Origin of the sequence: Acinetobacter sp. UBA3106 (genome assembly GCA_002365595.1) — a bacterium.
In the GTDB taxonomy this organism is placed as follows: Bacteria; Pseudomonadota; Gammaproteobacteria; order Pseudomonadales; family Moraxellaceae; genus Acinetobacter.
In genome coordinates this window covers 1-19804 of sequence record DFAM01000015.1, presented here as the reverse complement: position 1 = coordinate 19804, position 19804 = coordinate 1, and the positions used below count along the sequence as shown (strand labels likewise).

Below are 19804 nucleotides of genomic sequence, written 5' to 3'. Positions count from 1 at the left end.
TTCACGACTCACGTTTAATGGCAAATCGGCACTGTCTACCACGCCCTGCACAAAACGCAAGTAGTTTGGAATCAGGTTATCTGCCTCATCCATAATAAATACGCGTTTTACATACAGCTTAATGCCGGCTTTGGCTTCACGGGTAAAGAGGTTGCTTGCAGCCTTGCTTGGAATATAAAGCAATTGTGTGTATTCAGTGCTACCTTCTACACGGTTATGCGTCCAAGCCAAAGGTGCATCAAAATCATGGCTGAGATTCTTATAGAATTCGGTATATTGCTCGTCAGTGATCTCGTTTTTATTGCGGGTCCACAGTGCACTGGCCGAGTTAATCGCTTCCCATTCATCAGTTTTCACCATCTGACCGGGCTTAGCTTCTTCCCCTTCAGCCGCTTCTTCCTGCTGCCAGATTTCTTTTTGCATTTCAATCGGCAGGCTAATGTGATCGGAATATTTATTGATGATCTGCTTAACTTTATAAGATTCTAAATACTCAAGTGCATTGTCACGCAAATGCAGAATAATATCTGTTCCACGTGAAGCCTTATTGATTTGTTCAACCTCGAAATCACCTGTACCGTTGCTAACCCAGCGTACACCCTCGGCAACATCGGCCGCTGCATGACGGGATTCTACGGTAATTTTTTCCGCCACAATAAAGCCTGAATAGAAACCGACACCAAACTGGCCAATCAATTGCGCATCGGCTTTTTGATCCCCAGACAGTTTAGACATAAAGTCTTTGGTGCCTGATTTGGCAATCGTGCCGAGGTTATCAATCGCTTCTTGTTGAGTTAAACCAATCCCGTTATCTGAAATGGTGAGGGTGTTATTGTCTTTATTTAGGCTAACACGTACATGCAGGTCAGGATCATTTTCATAGTATTCAGGATGGTTAATCCCTTCAAAACGAAGTTTGTCGCAAGCATCTGAAGCGTTTGAGATCAGTTCTCGCAGAAAAATTTCAGGGTTTGAGTAGAGAGAATGCGTCACTAAATGCAATAGCTGTGCTACTTCAGCCTGGAAACTATGTTTTTGTGCACTTTGTTCGCTCATCAGTCACTCCTTAAATTCATTAAACGGTTTTTATTGGATGCTTAATGAATGGAGTGAGTTAAAGAATTTTCAATAGGAACAGATAAATTTTTCTTAAAAAGGCCCTTGTTTATAAACACGATCCATATGCAGGTCGAGCTTTTGCTGGCGCATTTTATAGACTTCGATTAAACAGCGGTTTGAATTGCCACATTGATCACGTAGCTGTAACCATTTGACTTGCTCATCCTGAATCACACCGCGTGTTCCCATAGGCACCAAACGTTTAATAATATTATAGGTGGTGGCCATTTTCACATCGGCATCATTTACCGCGCGATACTCGCAAATGGCATGTTCAGTTTGAGTTTGTGCTTTATCACAATTAAAACTTGCGGCATAACCCGATCCACTCAAAAGACTAATAAAGACCATAGTAGATATAGTTAATAATTTCATGATTTTTATTGCTCTTTTTGGCTTATTGTAGGATTACAACTTAAATGCATTTCCCATAATGAAATAGGATTAAATTGCTCAATTTATGTGATTTATTGTGAATGAAAGAGTAAAAAAAGATCCCCATCAGAGATAGGGATCTGAGCGCTGATTTTTTATTTTAGTTTTAGAATTTGTAGCTATAACCGATTGTGTAAACCCAAGGATTTACTTCAAGGTCACCCAAACTTACTTGAGTACCATCAGCTGTTTTTGCTGTTAATTCAGTCTTTACGTCTACATAACGTGCATCTACAAACACACCCCAGTTTTTCGCATCAGCAGGTTGGAAGTTAAAGCCGACTTGACCAACAACACCATATGCCACATCAGCATCTAGAGTTTCCGCACCAGTTGCAGCTTTAGTTGTTTGAGATAATTCTTCATCCCAAGGCACAACTACAGTTGCGCCTACACCAATGTAAGGTGTGAAACGGGTAGAGTTCTTAAAATTATATTTGGCTGTGATTGTAGGGGGTAAATGCTTGAAAGATGCTGCATTTTCAATTGGGCCAATGTTGACATCATGTTCAAAAGGCAATGCAAGCAATAACTCTACTGAAACGGGTGAATTATTAAAGAAATATTCAACAGATGGAGTGAAATTAACTTCATTACTTACTTCTGCTTTTAATGGGGTGACTACACCACCGACAGGAACATTTAATGTACCGTTGTCATCATTTTGTGGTGCCAAAGCCGAAGCACCTAATTTGACCTGCCACTGCCCCGCCATTGCAGAAGCAGATATCCCCAATAATGTAATAAGAGCAACTTGTTTTAACATTTTTAAAACCCCTTGGAAGAATAATAACAATATTTTTTAAACATTAATTAATAATAAACATGCATATTATTAATATGCAATAGGCATTAATTATTTAAAATTTTATTTATTTTTAAACTATTGATAATATTAATTATTTATTTTAATCAGACCAACATGGTTGGTTTTAAATACCAACCAAGTTAATCAGATTAATGATTATATTCCAAGTATATTACTTGGTTTTATTATATTAATTATTTGATAATATTTATTTTAAATACATATTTTAAAATTGGCAATAAAATGAATTAAAAATTCAATTAAAGTACCATTGCAGCAATCCATCCAAATATCATTAAAGGAATATTAAAATGGATAAATGTAGGAACCACACTGTCTTTCATATGGTCATGTTGTCCGTCCATATTTAAACCTGATGTTGGCCCTAAAGTTGAATCGGAAGCTGGAGAACCGGCATCGCCCAAGGCTGCTGCGGTACCAATAATGGCAATTGTTGCGGCTGGGCTAAAACCGAATTGAATACACAAAGGCACATAGATAATGGCTAAAATCGGCACCGTAGAGAATGATGAACCAATCCCTAAAGTAATCAGTAAACCAACCAATAACATTAAAAAGGCAGCCAGAGCTTTACTGTCACCGATCCACTCAATAGATGCATTAACCAAAGCAGGAACCTGATTGGTTGCTTCAATCACGGAAGCAAAACCTTGTGCGGCAATCATGATAAAACCGACCAGTGCCATCATGCGCATACCGGTAATAATTACATCATCCGCTTCTTTCCACTTGAAAATACCCGCGCAGCTTAAAATTGCCACACCGACCAAACCGGCAAGGATCATCGAATCCGAATAAAGCTGTACCACTAGGGTTGCAATGACTGCAAAAGCGGCCATAAATAAGGTGAATTTTGCGATTTGCGGCTTGGCATCAGCATCGGTAACCACATCACCTGCAATACTATGATGACTTGCCTGAAGCTGAATATCTTTATAGATGCGTGGCTTACGATAGCTATAGAACACCGCAATCAAGAGGCCCACAAACATGCCAAAAACCGGAATCGCCATGGCAGCTGGAATTTGATCGTAGCTAATTTGAAAACCGTATGGCTTACCGAAAGTATTGATGTTTTGTCCTAGGATATCATTCAGGAAAATCGCACCAAATCCGACCGGGACCAGCATATAGGTAGCACATAAACCGAAGGTTAATAAGCAGGCCACAGCACGGCGGTCTAAATTTAAATGATTAAACACACTTAACAAAGGTGGAATCAAAACAGGAATAAAAGCAATATGAACAGGAATCAGGTTTTGCGAAGATACCGCAGCAGCCACAATAGTAAAGTAAATTAAATATTTAACTTTATTTTGCGATTGAACATTAGCATCGCCTTTTAAGGTGGCAACGAGTTTATAAGCCAATAAATCAGGCAAACCCGAGCGCGCCAAAGCCAGCGCAAATGCACCCAAAATGCCATAGGCCAAGGCAATTTTAGCGCCGCCACCTAAACCATTATTAAATGCATCTAAAGTTCCCTGTAGGCCTAGACCGGCCAATAAACCACCGGTAACCGCACCGATCACCAATGCAAATACCACAGGCACACGAGCTAATGAGAGTCCGAACATGACTCCGATAGCGGCAAGAATTGCGAACATAATCAATTGAGGGGAAGATGAAAAGCCGATATTTTAGCAGATTCACTATTTTGAAACTGTAAATAAATCGGCTCGATTAAAAAGTTAAATATTATTGATTTTAATTAATATTTATAATAATTCAGATGAGTTTAATCATTTTTTAAGGCAAATGTTTTGATATATTTTGCGACCAATTCCGCTTGGCTCAATATTGCCCAATGATTGCCATCGACCTCTACACGCTGAAAATTTTCTGCCCATTTCGGCATTTCATCTATCAGTTCAGGACTGACAAAATTATCCTGTTTCAGCACAATCGCTTGTACCGGACAAACAGCAAAACGCTGGCGTGGTTGGGTTAAACGTGGAATAAAGTTGGCACGGTACAAGCCGATACCATGTTTGCCATCAGAGGCAATATGCGGATTGAAAAGCAGGTCTTTGCGGTGTTCAAGCTTTTGCAGCACTTTGTCCCATTTTTCCGGGGTAAAAAACTGCCAGATAAATGGGGCCAGTACAGGCAAGTGAAAAGCTGCTATGTACCAGGATTTGCTGGCTTGTTTAAAGAATTTGCCCTTCTGATGCTTAAATTGCTGTTTCATCCAGAAAGCGGCATGATCAAGACAGGGACCAGAAATAGTGCTATAGGATAAAATCCGATCCCTAAACTTCGGCTCAGTCACTGATTCCCAAGACTGGATTGAACCCCAGTCATGCGCTGCCAAATGAAAAGGACGGTTTTCTAATACGGCATTGACCACATTTTCCAGATCCAAAGACAACTGTTGCAGGCGATAATCACGAATGTGTTTTGGAATGGATGATTTCCCTGCCCCTCGAACATCATACGTGACAATATAAAAATCTTGCATCAGCTGCTGGATAATTGGCTCCCAAACTTCCTGATTATCAGGATAACCATGTACCAGCACTAAAGCCGGTTTGGCTTCACTGCCCCATGTTTTGACATGAAGACGCTGCTGATCTGAGGTAGCAACCCATTGTGTTTGTGCTTGCATATATTTTTATCCTATTCTTTTATTGACTATTTATTGCAGAATCTAGGTAATCTGATCAATGCGGCCCTTTTCGTTCTGTTTTAGTATGTTCTGAAGCCGTAAAAAAACAATTGACCAAAATGAGCCTTTTAAAAAAACTACAGACAATTCCTGCCATTTCTAAATTTTTACTAAATCGTTATGCGCCTTACCGCGGTGCAGGAATTGAAATCGATCAGGTGGATCTGGCAAATTATCATATCCGCATCAAAATGCCTTTAACCCGTAAAAACCAAAATGTCGTTGGGGTACATTTTGGTGGCAGTTTATATTCGATGGTAGACCCTTTTTATATGCTGATTTTGATGCATCATCTGGGCTCAAAATATATCGTTTGGGATAAATCAGCCTCTATACAATTCTTATCACCCGGCCGCGGTACGGTATATGCGGATATCCGCCTGGATTTAACCGAGATTAACCAGATTAAGCAACTTGCTGAACATCATGCACCAGTCTACCGAACTTATAGCTTAAATATTTTTGATGAATCAGGCATACGTATTGCCGAGGTACAAAAGACGGTATATATCCGCCGGAAAAAGCCAAAACCCAGCTCTAATTAACAATAAAAAAGCGCCTGATCGACAAGCGCTTTTTATTTAAATTCTAAACCTTAATTAACGTCTTTTCTGTTCGATGGCAGCACCTGCACCGCCACCAATGGCACCACCAATCGCAGCTCCGGCATTACCGCCGAAGACACTTTTACCGACAGCCGAACCAATCGCACCACCGACACCACTATACGTCGCATTACGGTTAGAACCTCCTTGGGTTTTACTACCAACAGCGGCACCTGCACCACCACCTACGGCTGCACCGACACCACCGCCAACCCGGTTACCCACACCACCACCAACAGCACCGCCGAGTGCAGCTGCGCCAATACGTTGGTCCCTTGCAGACATCGAGTCACAACCTACCAGCATAAAAGTTGACAAGGTTGCCATTGCCATCACGCTCATTAACTTTTTCATGAGATATGTCCTTTTGGCTATTTGTTACAGCATAAGTCATGAGTATGAAGTTAATATCAGCGTAATGTTACTTTTCCAAGTTTTAATGTTGAATGTTGTAATATAATTTTAATTAGACTATTAAAACGTTTAGCTGGCCGATTTCAGCATCTATAAATCAGTTCAACTATTCCAACAGATGCATAACTTTATAATAAAAATTTTAAATATCGGTGTTATTCAAACAAGAAGGATCAGCAGAATGAAAAAAAAATCTTTGCTTGATATTTATATGGCTTTGTTTCAATTCACCAGCATATCCGGATTCTTTTGACACCCATTTTATCAATAAAACTAAAATTCTGAAAAATATTGCCTATGGGCCTTCTCCTCAACAAGTCATGGATGTTTATCTTCCCGCTAAAGCTCTCGCCGATCAAACGCCAGCACCACTCATTGTGATGGTACATGGAGGAGCCTGGACCACTGGTGATAAAAATCATGCGGCTGTGGTCAAAAATAAAGTGGCGTATTGGAGCAAACAAAACTGGGTATTTATTTCCCTCAATTATCGATTGGTTCCTGAGGTCACGTTACAGCAACAAACCCAGGATATTGCACAGGCACTGATTTATATCCAGAAACAGGCTCCAGACTGGCATGCTGACCCCAAACGTTTGGTTCTGATGGGACACTCAGCAGGTGCACACTTAGTCAGTCTACTCAGCACACGTCCTCTCTGGCTGACCTCACAGCCCCTGCCCTGGCGTGCGACCGTAGCTTTAGACAGCGCTGCCTATAATGTCGAAACCATTCTGCAAACCCGACATGCACCTTTTTATGATCAAGCCTTTGGAAATCAACCATCCAACTGGAAGGCGCTTTCCCCTATCCATCAATTACACCAAACGCTACCAGCATTTCTTGCTGTTTGTTCCACAATTCGGCCTGACCAACCCTGTACCCAGGCACGGCAATTTATTCAACAAGCACAAAAATTAGGGACTCAAACCCAGTTATTGCCTGTGCCACTTTCACATAGAGAAATCAACACGTCACTCGGACAAAATAATGCATATACTCAAGCGGTAAACCAGTTTATACAAAGTTATTCATCTACGATGAAATAGGTCAAATGCGATCTTATTCAATATAAACATGCTTTGAGCAATAATTCCTAAAGCCTATTTTTAATAGATGCATTTGATATTCCACCTAATTTCTAAAATATATCCCCAAAATTAGCGCATAAAAAAAGCCACCCGAAGGTGGCTTTTTTTTGATTAGTTTAAAGAACTAATTACAGACCGTTAAACTCATCGCTGAATGCCTGGCTTAATGCTTGGTCTACATCAGAGAAGTCATTTACAAGCGCATGTTCTGCAGCTTCTGCTTCTTGACGACGACGTTCCAAGTGGTAAGCAAGACCAGTACCCGCTGGGATCAAGCGACCTACAACAACGTTTTCTTTCAAGCCACGTAAGTCATCTTCTTTACCTGTTACAGCCGCTTCAGTTAACACACGCGTTGTTTCCTGGAACGATGCAGCAGAGATGAACGAGTCAGTAGAAAGCGATGCTTTGGTAATACCCATCAATTGACGTTCAAACTTCGCAGGGAACTTGTTCTGCGCAAGAACAGCTTGGTTCTCTTGCATCACGCGGATGTAATCCACTTGTTCGCCTTTAATGAAGCTTGTATCGCCACCGTCAGTAATGTCAACTTTACGCAACATTTGACGTACGATCACTTCGATGTGTTTATCGTTGATTTTTACACCTTGCAGACGGTAAACGTCCTGAACTTCATTCACGATGTAATTCGTCAACGCCACTTCACCTTTAAGACGCAAGATGTCATGCGGGTTCTGTGGACCATCAGAAATGGTTTCACCACGGTTCACATGTTCGCCTTCGAACACGTTAATGGTACGCCATTTCGGAATCAGCTCTTCGTAGATCTCTGAGCCATCATCCGGAGTAATCACCAGACGGTTCTTACCTTTAGTCTCTTTACCGAAGCTTACCACACCAGAAATTTCAGCAAGAATTGCATGCTCTTTCGGTTTACGTGCTTCGAACAAGTCAGCTACGCGTGGCAGACCACCGGTAATATCACGGGTACGTGAAGATTCTTGTGGTACACGACCGATAACGTCACCGACACCAATCGTTTCGCCATCACGCACGGAAAGAATCGTGTTTTGTGGCAAGAAGTAGAACTGTTCGCCACCATCAGTAGTATCCAATACCACCGCTGGACGCATATCTTTACCTGACGCAGGACGTGAAGTCACTGGCAAGATTTCGATTGTCGTCATACCTGTTGCGTCATCAGTTTTCGAGGTAACCGTTACGCCATCAGCGATTTGGCTGAAACGTACTTTACCTGCAACTTCTGTAACAAGTGGATGTGTATGTGGATCCCAAGTCGCTACGATACCGCCTGCCTCAACAGCTTCACCATCTTTGAGCAAGATAGATGCACCGTAAGGAAGTTTATAGCGTTCGCGTTCACGACCTAAATCATCCGCAATACCGATTTCACCTGAACGTGAAGTTGATACCAAGTGACCTTTGGCATGTTGTACTGTTTTCACATTGTGGAAACGTACTGTACCTTTGTTACGAACTTGTACGCTGTTTGCAGCAGAAGTTCGGCTCGCAGCACCACCCACGTGGAACGTACGCATGGTTAACTGTGTACCTGGCTCACCAATTGATTGAGCTGCCATTACACCTACAGATTCACCCGGGTTCACCAAGTGACCGCGTGCAAGGTCACGACCGTAACATTTCGCACATACGCCGAAGGTAGATTCACAAGAAACGACTGAACGTACTTTAACTTCATCAACACCCGCTTCTTCAAGGAAGGCTGCGATTTTTTCGTCAATTAAAGTATTACGTGGAAGAATCACATCATCAGAACCGACTTTCTTCACGTCTTCAGCAACAACACGACCTAATACTCGAGTACCTAAGTTCTCGATCACGTCACCACCCTGAATGAATGGAGTCATCACAAGACCGCCTAAAGTACCGCAATCAGGCTCGGTAATTACCAAGTCTTGCGCTACGTCTACTAAACGACGGGTCAAGTAACCAGAGTTCGCAGTTTTCAGTGCTGTATCGGCCAAACCTTTACGTGCACCGTGTGTTGAAATGAAGTACTGAAGTACTGTCAAACCTTCACGGAAGTTCGCTTTAATCGGAGTTTCAATGATCGAACCATCCGGTTTCGCCATCAAACCACGCATACCCGCCAACTGACGAATCTGAGCTGCGGAACCACGGGCACCCGAGTCAGACATCATATAGATACTGTTGAATGATTTTTGTTTCTCGTCTTCGCCCTGTTTGTTCTTAACAGTAGTGAAAGACAAGTTGTCCATCATTGCTTTCGCTACCTGGTCGTTGGTACGCGCCCAGATATCGACAACCTTGTTATAACGTTCACCAGCAGTTACGAAACCTTGTTCGAATTGTTGTTCGATTTCACGAACTTCAACTTCTGCTTTTTCGATGATTGAGTATTTTGCTGGTGGAATAAGCATGTCTTCCATACCAACCGATACACCAGAACGCGTCGCTTGACGGAAGCCCAAGTACATCAATTGGTCAGCAAAGATAACGGTATCTTTCAGACCCAGTTTACGGTAGCAAGAGTTAATCAATTTAGAGATGTTCTTTTTCGTCATCTCAACGTTGATTTGCTGGAAGTCCATACCTTCAGGCACAACTTCCCAAAGCAGACAACGACCTGGAGTCGTGTCAACAATAATGGTTTGCTGTTCACGGTTACCATCTTCGTCAATCACAGTCTGGTGTACACGTGCTTTAACGCGAGCGTGTAGATCAACCTGACCTGTTGCCAGTGCACGGTTTACTTCGTCAGTATCCGCGAACACCATGCCTTCACCTTTGGCATTGATCGCATCACGAGTGATGTAATACAAGCCCAAGACAACGTCCTGAGAAGGTACGATGATTGGCTCACCGTTGGCTGGAGACAAGATGTTGTTGGTCGACATCATTAACGCACGAGCTTCTAACTGAGCTTCAAGTGTTAATGGTACGTGTACCGCCATTTGGTCACCGTCGAAGTCGGCGTTAAACGCAGCACATACGAGTGGGTGTAGACGGATCGCTTTACCTTCAATCAGGGTCGGTTCAAATGCTTGAAGACCCAAACGGTGAAGTGTAGGCGCACGGTTCAACATCACAGGATGTTGACGAATCACGTGGGCAAGAACGTCCCAAACTTCCGGAGTTTCACGCTCAACCATTTTCTTCGCAGCTTTAATGGTTGTTGCTTGGCCAGAAGCTTGTAGTTTTGCGAAAATGAATGGCTTGAATAATTCAAGTGCCATTTTCTTCGGCAGACCACATTGGTGCAAACGTAAAGTTGGACCTACGGTAATAACCGAACGACCAGAGTAATCGACACGCTTACCAAGTAAGTTTTGACGGAAACGACCTTGCTTACCTTTGATCATATCGGCCAAAGATTTAAGCGGACGCTTGTTCGAACCGGTAATTGCACGACCACGACGACCGTTATCCAGCAACGCATCTACAGACTCTTGTAACATACGTTTTTCGTTACGTACGATGATGTCTGGAGCAGAAAGGTCAAGAAGACGTTTCAAACGGTTGTTACGGTTGATCACACGACGGTAAAGATCATTCAAATCAGAAGTTGCGAAACGACCACCTTCAAGAGGAACTAACGGACGAAGGTCTGGTGGAAGAACTGGCAATACAGTTAATACCATCCATTCAGGCTTGTTGTTTGACTCTTTGAATGCTTCCATCAACTTCAAACGTTTAGAGGCTTTTTTAAGCTTCGTTTCAGAAGTTGTATTCGGAATTTCTTCACGCAGACGTGAAATTTCAGCTTCAAGATCGATGTCTTTCAACAAGTCTTGAACAGCTTCTGCACCCATTTTCGCGCTGAATTCATCACCGTGTTCTTCTAACGCCGTGAAGTATTCTTCATCGTTAAGAAGTTGGTATTTCTCCATTGGAGTCATACCTGGGTCAGTCACCACATAAGATTCGAAATACAATACGCGTTCGATATCACGTAAAGTCATGTCTAGAAGAAGACCAATACGAGACGGTAATGATTTCAAGAACCAGATGTGCGCAACTGGAGAAGCAAGTTCAATGTGACCCATACGTTCACGACGAACTTTCGCAGTTGTTACTTCAACGCCACATTTTTCACAAATGACGCCTTTATATTTCATACGCTTGTATTTACCACACAAGCATTCGTAATCTTTTACTGGACCAAAGATTTTGGCACAGAACAAACCATCACGTTCAGGTTTGAACGTACGATAGTTAATTGTCTCAGGTTTTTTAACTTCACCATGAGACCATGACTTAATCATTTCTGGCGACGCAAGACCAATACGGATGCGATCAAACTCTACAGGAGCATGACCGTCTGAATCCGTCTTTTTGCGCATGATATCGAGCAAGTCTTTCAATTTTTTTCTCCGTGTGTTGTGGAGATTTTCACTTCACAACTGGGTCACAAATATTGTTTTTTAACTGAAATTTGGAATCTCCCCTAACCCCTCTTTGATAAAGAGGGGAACTTTCCCCCTTTGAAAAAGGGGGTCAGGGGGATTTAATTAGTCACCATTTTTCAGTTCAATGTTGATACCTAAAGAACGGATCTCTTTGGTCAATACGTTGAACGATTCAGGCATGCCCGGATCCATATAATGGTTGCCATCTACAATGTTCTTATAGATGCGGGTACGACCTTCAACGTCATCCGACTTCACAGTTAGCATTTCTTGCAGCGTATAAGCTGCACCATATGCTTCCAGTGCCCAGACTTCCATCTCACCGAAACGCTGACCACCGAACTGTGCTTTACCACCAAGCGGCTGTTGCGTTACTAGAGAGTAAGAACCTGTAGAACGTGCATGCATCTTGTCATCAACCAAGTGGTTCAGTTTCAACATGTACATGTAACCTACAGTTACTGGACGGTCAAAACGTTCACCGGTACGACCATCATACAATACTGTTTGACCAGTACGTGAAATGCCGCCAAGTTCAAGCAATTCTTTGATTTGTGATTCTTCAGCACCATCGAATACAGGGGTTGCCAAAGGAACACCAGCACGCAAATTACCTGACAATGCCAAGATTTCATCATCAGTCAGGCTATCAAGATCTTCTTGCTGACCGCCAACTTTATTGTAAATCTTGTCTAAGAAGTCACGAAGCTCAAGTACAGTACGTTGCTCTTTCATCATCTTGTCGATTTGATCGCCAAGACCTTTTGCAGCCATACCCAAGTGAGTTTCAAGAATCTGACCCACGTTCATACGTGACGGTACACCCAGCGGGTTAAGTACTACGTCTACTGGAACACCGTTAGCGTCATGTGGCATGTCTTCTACCGGCAAGATGTTTGATACAACACCTTTGTTACCGTGACGACCCGCCATTTTATCACCCGGTTGGATGCGACGTTTAACAGCCAGATAAACCTTAACCACTTTCAATACGCCAGTAGTCAGTTCATCACCTGTAGAAAGTTTGCGTTTTTTCTCAGCAAATTTCTCGTCAATCTCTGCGCTCTTCTCTTTCAAGAATACTTGAATTTGAGTTAAGCGTTCAGCAATCGCTTCATCACTTGGTTGGATATCAAGTAAATCAACAAGCTCTAAACCAGATAACAACTCTTCAGTTAATTTATCGCCACGTTTAGTGCTACCACCGCCGTTCGATTCCTGACCTTTCAACAAGCGAACAATACGTTCACGTGCTGCTTCTTCGAATATTTTGTATTCTTCTTTCAAGTCTTTACGGTAAGCGTCAAGCTGTGCTTTTTCAATTGCTTGAGCACGTTCGTCTTTTTCAAGACCATCACGTGTAAACACTTGAACGTCAATCACTGTACCTTTCACGCCTGAAGACACGCGTAAAGATGAATCTTTTACGTCAGCTGCTTTTTCACCGAAGATTGCACGAAGCAATTTTTCTTCCGGAGTCAACTGGGTCTCACCTTTAGGCGTTACTTTACCTACCAGGATGTCACCCGCAGTCACTTCAGCACCGATATAAACGATACCCGATTCATCCAGTTTAGACAGCGCAGCTTCACCTACGTTAGGAATATCGGCAGTAATTTCTTCTGCACCTAACTTGGTATCACGTGCTACACATGACAATTCTTGAATGTGAATCGAGGTTAAACGGTCTTCCTGAAGAACACGCTCAGATAACAAGATCGAGTCTTCGTAGTTGTAACCGTTCCAGGTCATGAACGCAACGCGCATGTTTTGACCTAGCGCAAGCTCACCGCCATCAGTCGATGGACCGTCAGCCAATACATCACCACGACCGACTTTATCACCCAATTTCACAAGAACTTTTTGGTTGATACAAGTATTCTGGTTCGAACGTGTGTATTTGATCAGGTTGTAGATATCTACACCTGCTTCACCAGCGATCATTTCTTCTTCATTGACACGAATCACGACACGAGAAGCGTCAACAAATTCGATACGACCACCACGTTTCGCAAGAACACATACACCTGAGTCGTGCGCTACGTTTGCTTCCATACCTGTACCAACAAGCGGCTTGTCAGCGATCAACGTAGGTACTGCCTGACGTTGCATGTTTGAACCCATCAATGCACGGTTGGCATCATCGTGTTCAAGGAATGGAATCAGTGACGCTGCTACAGATACAACCTGCTGAGCAGATACATCCATATGCGTTACTTTTTCAGGCGGAATACGTACGAAGTCACCTTGATGACGAACAGATACGAATTCTTCAGTCAGGTTGCCATCTTTATCCATTGCAGAATCGGCCTGTGCAATCACAGTGCCCACTTCTTCAATCGCAGACAGGTATTCAACCTCATCCGTTACACGGCCATCAACAACTTTACGGTATGGCGTTTCCAGGAAACCGAAGTTGTTACATTTCGCATAAACAGAAAGCGAGTTGATCAAACCAATGTTTGGACCTTCCGGTGTTTCAATTGGACATACACGACCGTAGTGAGTTTGATGTACGTCACGTACTTCAAAGCCGGCACGTTCACGAGTCAAACCACCAGGACCGAGCGCTGATACACGACGTTTGTGTGTAATTTCAGACAACGGGTTGTTTTGGTCCATGAACTGTGACAACTGGCTTGAACCAAAGAATTCTTTGATTGCAGCAGCCACTGGCTTCGCATTGATTAAATCTTGCGGAGACAGATTGTCAGTTTCAGCTTGGCTTAAACGTTCTTTAACAGCACGTTCTACACGAACCAGACCTACACGGAATTGGTTTTCTGTCATTTCACCAACAGAACGAACGCGACGGTTACCCAAGTGATCGATATCGTCGACTTCACCTTTACCGTTACGGATTTCCACTAATGTTTTTAATACATCAGTGATATCTTCGTTCGAGAGAATGCCTTCAACTTCGCGAGACTTCTGATCTGTACCCACTTCGTAAGGACGACCCAAACGACGGTTGAACTTCATACGACCGACTGGAGACAAGTCATAACGTTCAGAAGAGAAGAACAAGTTGTTGAATAAGTTTTCAGCAGCTTCTTTTGTTGGTGGCTCGCCTGGACGCATTACTTTGTAGATTTCTACCAGTGCTTCTTCACGACCAGTTGTAGTATCCGCACGTAAAGAGTCAGCAATGAATGAACCGCGGTCGATGTCATTGGTGAACAATACGTTAAATTGTTTTACGCCACCTTCAGCCAATTTCACCATGATTTCATGGCTCAATACGGTATTGGCTGCAATGACTTCGCCGTCACGTAGAGCAACGTCTTCAGCAACAATACGTTCATACAGGTATTCATCAGGAACAGAAAGTTTTTCTAAGCCTGCTGCTTCCATTTGACGTACGTGACGTGCATTGATACGTTTACCTTGTTCAACAATCACTTTGCCGTCTTTGTCAGCAATGTCGAATTGCGCCATTTCGCCACGCAGACGTTCTGGTACAAGGTCAATTTGATAGCTACCCATGTCAAGATACACAGGTACTTTTTCGTAGAACATATCGAGGATTTGTTCGTTGCTATAACCCAACGCACGAAGCACCACAGTCGCAAGTAATTTACGACGACGGTCAATACGTACATAGACGAGGTCTTTGGCATCGAATTCAAAATCCAACCATGAACCACGGTAAGGAATGATACGTGCAGAATAAAGAACTTTACCGCTAGAATGTGTTTTGCCTTTATCGTGGTCAAAGAACACACCTGGTGAACGGTGTAATTGAGATACGATTACACGTTCAGTACCATTGATGACAAAAGTACCGTTTTCTGTCATGAGTGGCATTTCACCCATGTACACTTCTTGTTCACGTACGTCTTTAATTGATTTCGTTTCGCGATCTTTAATGATCAGACGAATTTTTACACGCATTGGTGCTGCATAAGTTGAACCGCGCAAAATACATTCACGCACGTCAAACTCAGGCTTACCAAGACTATACTCAACAAATTCTAAAGCAGCATTGCCAGAATAACTTTCAATAGGAAAAACTGAACGAAATGCGGCTTGGAGACCGATATCTTCGCGGTTTTTTGGTGTTTTGCCATCTTGTAAGAATGTCCGGTACGAGTCGACCTGAATCGAAAGCAAGTACGGAGCATCCATGACGCTAGGCAATTTACCAAAATTCTTACGGATCCGTTTCTTTTCGGTATATGAGTATGCCATCTGGAGTCCTCGGAAAGTAAACTAAGCCCGCCTGCAGAACGGGCTCAGAAGGAATTACACAGGCCGATATGGCCACCACTTTTTACAAATGCTGCAATTTTTAGTGGTATTAAAACGCTTAGCAATATTTTCAAATCTAAAAAATATTGGTAAATGTTTGATATTATTGATTATTATAAAAATTGATGCTTTTTTACACCAATCAAACAAAAATCGAGCCGATAATTGTAACGCAAAAAGGCTGATGACCCAAGAGCCATCAGCCAATTTTTGGGGTCAATTTAAAATTAGACCCCGATCGAAATTACTTAACAGTAACTGTAGCACCAGTTTCTTCAAGTTTTTTCTTAAGTTCGTCAGCTTCTTCTTTAGAAACGCCTTCTTTAAGAACTGAAGGAGCGCCTTCAACCATGTCTTTAGCTTCTTTCAAGCCAAGACCAGTGATTTCACGAACTGCTTTAATTACAGCTACTTTGTTAGCACCGAAAGAAGTCAACTCAACGTTGAATTCAGTTTGTTCTTCAACAGCAGCACCAGCAGCTGGACCAGCAGCAACAGCTACAGCAGCAGCAGATACGTTGAATTTTTCTTCAAAAGCAGAGATAAGTTCAACAAGTTCAAGAACAGTTTTTTCAGCAACTGCGTTTAAGATTTCTTCGTTTGTTAAAGCCATGAGAGTAACTCCAAATGGGTATTGAATGGTGTGAAAGTGAATTTAAGCTTATGCAGCTTCTGACTCGTTTTTCTCTTTGAGCGCTGTAATAAGGCGACCCAATTTCGAAATAGGAGCTTGAAGAACGTTTGCAAGCATAGTAAGCGCTTTTTCTTGGTTCGGAAGATTCGCGATTACGCTAACTTCAGCACCTTGATAAACCTTACCGTCAAATGCAGCAGCTTTAAGTTCAAATGCTTTGTTAGTTTTCGCAAATTCTTCGAACAAACGAGCAGCAGCGCCCATGTCGTCTTCAGAAGTTGAGAAAGCTAAGATTGTTGGGCCAACAAGGTTGTCGTTCAAGATATTGAATTGAGTATCTTGAAGAGCGCGTTTAGCCAAAGTATTACGTACAACACGTGTAGCAACACCTAACTTACGAGCTTCAACACGAAGAGCAGTTAATTGCTCAACAGTTAAACCTTGATAGTCAGCAACAACAGCAGCAAATGCAGTAGAAGCAACTTCAGCTACTTCAGCTACGATCTGTTTTTTGCCTTCGATAAGAAGAGCCATTGTAAAACCTCCTAACGGTGATTTATGTACTTACGCGAAGTACACTCCCAATTCGTGAGACCATCACTGGACTCACACGCGGAGGATGAACAAATCACACCACCGCGTCTACGCAGGCTGGAATATTAAGAGAGAAGCATAAAACTCCCCTCGCCTGAGGTCTTTGACGCTGACAAATTTACATTTATCAATTCAAAGTTTGCCTAAGTTCGCAAGATTCCCGAAACCGGTTTCTCTTGCGTAAGTTTTAAAGCAGTGCTTTAAAACTTACTCAGGGCTTTAAAATTCTGTCTAAGTTAAAACTTAGTTAGAAACGTTTGCTACATCAATAGTAAGACCAGGACCCATAGTTGAGCTCAAAGTGATCTTTTTGATGTAAACACCTTTAGAAGTAGCAGGTTTTGCTTTCTTAAGGTCAGCGATAAGCGCTTCAACGTTTTGACGAACAGCAGCAGCTTCAAAGCCAACTTGACCGATCGCAGCGTGGATAATACCCGCTTTGTCTACACGGTAACGTGCTTGACCAGCTTTAGCGTTTTTAACAGCGCCAGCTACGTCAGGAGTTACTGTACCCACTTTAGGGTTTGGCATTAAGCCACGTGGACCAAGAATCGTACCCAACTTACCAACAACGCGCATTGCATCTGGAGCAGCAATGACTACGTCAAAGTCAAGGTTACCCGCTTGAATGCTTTCAGCAAGGTCATCAAAACCAACGATGTCAGCGCCTTCAGCTTTAGCAGCTTCAGCAGCAGCGCCTTGAGCAAACACAGCAACACGTACAGTTTTACCAGTACCTGCAGGAAGTGTAGTCGCGCCACGAACAACTTGGTCAGATTTACGAGGGTCAACACCTAGGTTTACTGAAACATCCAAAGATTCTTTGAATTTAACAGCAGGAAGGTTAGTTAAAACTTGTACTGCTTCTTCCAAAGTGTAAACTTTGTGTGCTTCTACAGCAGCAGCAATGGCTTTTTGACGTTTAGTTAATTTAGCCATGTCTTATAGCTCCACTTCCAAGCCCATAGAACGCGCAGAACCAGCAATGGTACGTACACGTGCGTCTAAATCAGCACCAGTTAAATCTGGTTCTTTAGTAGTCGCAATTTCTTCTAATTGAGCGCGAGTCAACTTACCAACTTTAGTTTTGTTAGGTACAGCTGAACCCTTTTGAATACCAGCAGCTTTCTTAAGAAGAATCGCAGCAGGTGGAGTTTTCATAATGAATGTGAACGACTTGTCGTTGTACACAGTGATCACTACAGGAATTGGAAGACCAGCTTCAACTTTTTGTGTAGCAGCATTGAATTCTTTACAGAATGCCATGATGTTAACACCACGTTGACCTAGTGCAGGACCAATCGGTGGAGATGGATTCGCTTTACCAGCTGGAACTTGCAGCTTGATATAGCCGTCAATCTTCTTAGCCATTTCAAATTACCTCTGGGTACAAACGCCGCTAGGCTCCCCCAACATTATTTATGTAACAAGACTGTTACAACAATGCCCGATCCATTACAAATCGGGCGTCTTCAATCCAACTTAAATTAGTTCGCTTTTTCGACTTGGCGAAATTCGAGCTCAACTTGAGTTGGACGATTGAATACATTGATTGTCAACGTTAAACGTGACTTCTCGTAAAGAACTTCTTCTACCACGCCTTTAAAGTCGGTGAATGGACCATCAATAACGAGTAATTCTTCACCTGGCTCAAACATTGTCTTAGGACGAGGTGCTTCACCAGTATTGCGTACACGCGCAAGAATCGCATCAGCTTCTTTTTGCGTAATTGGAGCCGGTTTTTCAGCCGTACCACCAATAAAGCCTAATACTTTTGGACATTCTTTAACAATGTGCCAAGTATCATCATTCATTTCCATTTCGACCAACACATAGCCTGGAAAGAATTTACGCTCTGATTTACGCTTCTTGCCATCCTTCATCTCTACCACTTCTTCGGTAGGAACCAGGACTTCACCAAAGCTATCGGCTACAGCGCTACGCTGGATTCGATCATTAAGTGAACGCATCACTTGTTTTTCATAACCTGAATAGGCATGAATAATGTACCAACGTTTCATAGCTCTTTTACCCGATAAAAAACTTCATTAACCAGCCTAAAATGTAATCGAAGCACCATAAAACAATGGCTGCGATTACAACAACAGCAAGAACATGCCAAGATGTGGACACCGTTTCCTGCTTAGTCGGCCAAGTCACACGACGTAACTCAATTCGAGCGTCTTTCAACAATCGAACAAAGCCTTTGCCTTGATGGGTGGCGTATAATAAACCTAAAGCCACTACGATACAAGCCAAAATTACTCCAACGCGCACCCAAACATTATTTGCTGGTGCCCAATACGCTGGCAAATACTGCCCCCCGATGGCCGCACCAATCAATAAAATCAATGCGATAACCCATAGAACTATATCTAGAGGGGAACCAGAATTAACAACTTCAGCAGGATTATTTCTTTGTGGAATTGGCGCTTCGCTTAAGGCGTCACGCGATTTATCATTCGACATTTTTGTACTCGTCGTAGGCTTCGCGACTTATTATATGACAATTTAACCAGCATCAAGCTTTTTTTTAAAAAAATGGCAGGCCAGGAGGGACTCGAACCCCCAACATTCGGTTTTGGAGACCGACGCTCTACCAATTGAACTACTGACCTACTTAGTACAAATCGGGAACTTAAGTCCCCGATCTGTAATTTCAACTTATGGTTGCTATTATGCAGTTACTTTAGCAACAACACCAGCACCAACTGTACGACCACCTTCACGGATCGCAAAACGTAGACCTGGGTCCATTGCGATTGGGTGGATCAATTCTACTGACATTTCT

At 42.6% G+C, this 19804-nt stretch carries 16 protein-coding genes, 1 tRNA gene and 1 pseudogene; 2 read left to right on the top strand and 16 right to left on the bottom strand.

Translation table 11 applies throughout. The annotated features are described in order from the left end of the window. The 5 genes from htpG to B4C48_RS06800 form a co-directional block, all read right to left on the bottom strand. A partial coding sequence (htpG, locus tag B4C48_RS06820) for a molecular chaperone HtpG (RefSeq protein WP_291354864.1) occupies nucleotides 1-1056 on the bottom strand: 1056 nt, incomplete at its 3' end. 93 nt (nucleotides 1057-1149) lie between these two features. Further along, nucleotides 1150-1494: a lysozyme inhibitor LprI family protein gene (locus B4C48_RS06815; protein WP_291354863.1), complete on the bottom strand. Its 345-nt coding sequence runs from the start codon at nucleotides 1492-1494 to the stop codon at nucleotides 1150-1152. A 166-nt stretch (nucleotides 1495-1660) separates the two neighbouring features. Continuing rightward, a complete protein-coding gene (locus tag B4C48_RS06810) occupies nucleotides 1661-2320 on the bottom strand; it encodes an OmpW/AlkL family protein (protein ID WP_291354862.1) in 660 nt (219 codons plus the stop codon). A 302-nt stretch (nucleotides 2321-2622) separates the two neighbouring features. Further along, nucleotides 2623-3990: a Na+/H+ antiporter family protein gene (locus B4C48_RS06805; protein ID WP_291354861.1), complete on the bottom strand. Its 1368-nt coding sequence runs from the start codon at nucleotides 3988-3990 to the stop codon at nucleotides 2623-2625. Nucleotides 3991-4121: 131 nt separating this feature from the next. Then, on the bottom strand, nucleotides 4122-4991 hold the full coding sequence (locus tag B4C48_RS06800; RefSeq protein ID WP_291354860.1) for an alpha/beta fold hydrolase: 870 nt from the start codon (nucleotides 4989-4991) through the stop codon (nucleotides 4122-4124). A gap of 119 nt (nucleotides 4992-5110) precedes the next feature. Between B4C48_RS06800 and B4C48_RS06795 the strand changes: the two genes are divergently transcribed. Beyond that, nucleotides 5111-5596 (top strand): DUF4442 domain-containing protein, encoded by a 486-nt coding sequence (locus tag B4C48_RS06795; RefSeq protein WP_291354859.1) that lies wholly within the window; start codon nucleotides 5111-5113, stop codon nucleotides 5594-5596. Between the two features lie 54 nt (nucleotides 5597-5650). On the opposite strand, the gene B4C48_RS06790 is transcribed toward B4C48_RS06795, so the two are convergent. Continuing rightward, nucleotides 5651-6010 (bottom strand): DNA transfer protein p32, encoded by a 360-nt coding sequence (locus B4C48_RS06790; RefSeq protein ID WP_291354857.1) that lies wholly within the window; start codon nucleotides 6008-6010, stop codon nucleotides 5651-5653. 380 nt (nucleotides 6011-6390) lie between these two features. On the opposite strand from B4C48_RS06790, the gene B4C48_RS06785 reads away from it, so the two are divergent. Then, entirely contained in the window at nucleotides 6391-7119 is a 729-nt protein-coding gene (locus tag B4C48_RS06785; protein WP_291354856.1) for an alpha/beta hydrolase, read from the top strand. Between the two features lie 170 nt (nucleotides 7120-7289). Here B4C48_RS06785 and rpoC read toward each other — a convergent pair whose 3' ends face one another. The 10 genes and pseudogenes from rpoC to B4C48_RS06735 form a co-directional block, all read right to left on the bottom strand. After that, nucleotides 7290-11489, bottom strand: coding sequence for a DNA-directed RNA polymerase subunit beta' (gene rpoC, locus B4C48_RS06780; protein WP_291354855.1), 4200 nt, complete (start codon nucleotides 11487-11489; stop codon nucleotides 7290-7292). A 147-nt stretch (nucleotides 11490-11636) separates the two neighbouring features. Next, complete coding sequence (gene rpoB / locus B4C48_RS06775; RefSeq protein WP_291354853.1) at nucleotides 11637-15725, bottom strand: DNA-directed RNA polymerase subunit beta; 4089 nt, start codon at nucleotides 15723-15725, stop codon at nucleotides 11637-11639. Between the two features lie 304 nt (nucleotides 15726-16029). After that, nucleotides 16030-16398, bottom strand: a complete 369-nt coding sequence (gene rplL, locus B4C48_RS06770; RefSeq protein WP_291354851.1) for a 50S ribosomal protein L7/L12 — start codon at nucleotides 16396-16398, stop codon at nucleotides 16030-16032. A 48-nt stretch (nucleotides 16399-16446) separates the two neighbouring features. Further along, a complete protein-coding gene (gene rplJ / locus B4C48_RS06765; protein ID WP_086197253.1) occupies nucleotides 16447-16953 on the bottom strand; it encodes a 50S ribosomal protein L10 in 507 nt (168 codons plus the stop codon). A 303-nt stretch (nucleotides 16954-17256) separates the two neighbouring features. Beyond that, on the bottom strand, nucleotides 17257-17952 hold the full coding sequence (gene rplA / locus B4C48_RS06760; protein WP_291354849.1) for a 50S ribosomal protein L1: 696 nt from the start codon (nucleotides 17950-17952) through the stop codon (nucleotides 17257-17259). A 3-nt stretch (nucleotides 17953-17955) separates the two neighbouring features. Continuing rightward, complete coding sequence (gene rplK, locus B4C48_RS06755; protein ID WP_004868049.1) at nucleotides 17956-18384, bottom strand: 50S ribosomal protein L11; 429 nt, start codon at nucleotides 18382-18384, stop codon at nucleotides 17956-17958. Between the two features lie 116 nt (nucleotides 18385-18500). After that, complete coding sequence (gene nusG / locus B4C48_RS06750) at nucleotides 18501-19034, bottom strand: transcription termination/antitermination protein NusG (protein WP_086197255.1); 534 nt, start codon at nucleotides 19032-19034, stop codon at nucleotides 18501-18503. 7 nt (nucleotides 19035-19041) lie between these two features. After that, a complete protein-coding gene (secE, locus tag B4C48_RS06745) occupies nucleotides 19042-19482 on the bottom strand; it encodes a preprotein translocase subunit SecE (protein WP_291354845.1) in 441 nt (146 codons plus the stop codon). Nucleotides 19483-19555: 73 nt separating this feature from the next. Then, a tRNA-Trp gene (locus tag B4C48_RS06740) sits at nucleotides 19556-19631 on the bottom strand. A gap of 58 nt (nucleotides 19632-19689) precedes the next feature. Then, nucleotides 19690-19804 (bottom strand): annotated as a pseudogene (locus tag B4C48_RS06735) (elongation factor Tu); the annotation flags it as partial.

Bases quoted from the DNA above. Each gene is read 5' to 3' on its own strand.
- B4C48_RS06815 (WP_291354863.1), bottom strand. From the start codon at position 1,494: ATGAAATTATTAACTATATCTACTATGGTCTTTATTAGTCTTTTGAGT.
- secE (WP_291354845.1), bottom strand. From the start codon at position 19,482: ATGTCGAATGATAAATCGCGTGACGCCTTAAGCGAAGCGCCAATTCCA.
- B4C48_RS06790 (WP_291354857.1), bottom strand. From the start codon at position 6,010: ATGAAAAAGTTAATGAGCGTGATGGCAATGGCAACCTTGTCAACTTTT.
- B4C48_RS06800 (WP_291354860.1), bottom strand. From the start codon at position 4,991: ATGCAAGCACAAACACAATGGGTTGCTACCTCAGATCAGCAGCGTCTT.
- rplL (WP_291354851.1), bottom strand. From the start codon at position 16,398: ATGGCTTTAACAAACGAAGAAATCTTAAACGCAGTTGCTGAAAAAACT.
- rpoB (WP_291354853.1), bottom strand. From the start codon at position 15,725: ATGGCATACTCATATACCGAAAAGAAACGGATCCGTAAGAATTTTGGT.
- nusG (WP_086197255.1), bottom strand. From the start codon at position 19,034: ATGAAACGTTGGTACATTATTCATGCCTATTCAGGTTATGAAAAACAA.
- B4C48_RS06785 (WP_291354856.1), top strand. From the start codon at position 6,391: ATGGATGTTTATCTTCCCGCTAAAGCTCTCGCCGATCAAACGCCAGCA.
- B4C48_RS06805 (WP_291354861.1), bottom strand. From the start codon at position 3,990: ATGTTCGCAATTCTTGCCGCTATCGGAGTCATGTTCGGACTCTCATTA.
- rplJ (WP_086197253.1), bottom strand. From the start codon at position 16,953: ATGGCTCTTCTTATCGAAGGCAAAAAACAGATCGTAGCTGAAGTAGCT.
- rplA (WP_291354849.1), bottom strand. From the start codon at position 17,952: ATGGCTAAATTAACTAAACGTCAAAAAGCCATTGCTGCTGCTGTAGAA.
- rplK (WP_004868049.1), bottom strand. From the start codon at position 18,384: ATGGCTAAGAAGATTGACGGCTATATCAAGCTGCAAGTTCCAGCTGGT.
- B4C48_RS06810 (WP_291354862.1), bottom strand. From the start codon at position 2,320: ATGTTAAAACAAGTTGCTCTTATTACATTATTGGGGATATCTGCTTCT.
- B4C48_RS06795 (WP_291354859.1), top strand. From the start codon at position 5,111: ATGAGCCTTTTAAAAAAACTACAGACAATTCCTGCCATTTCTAAATTT.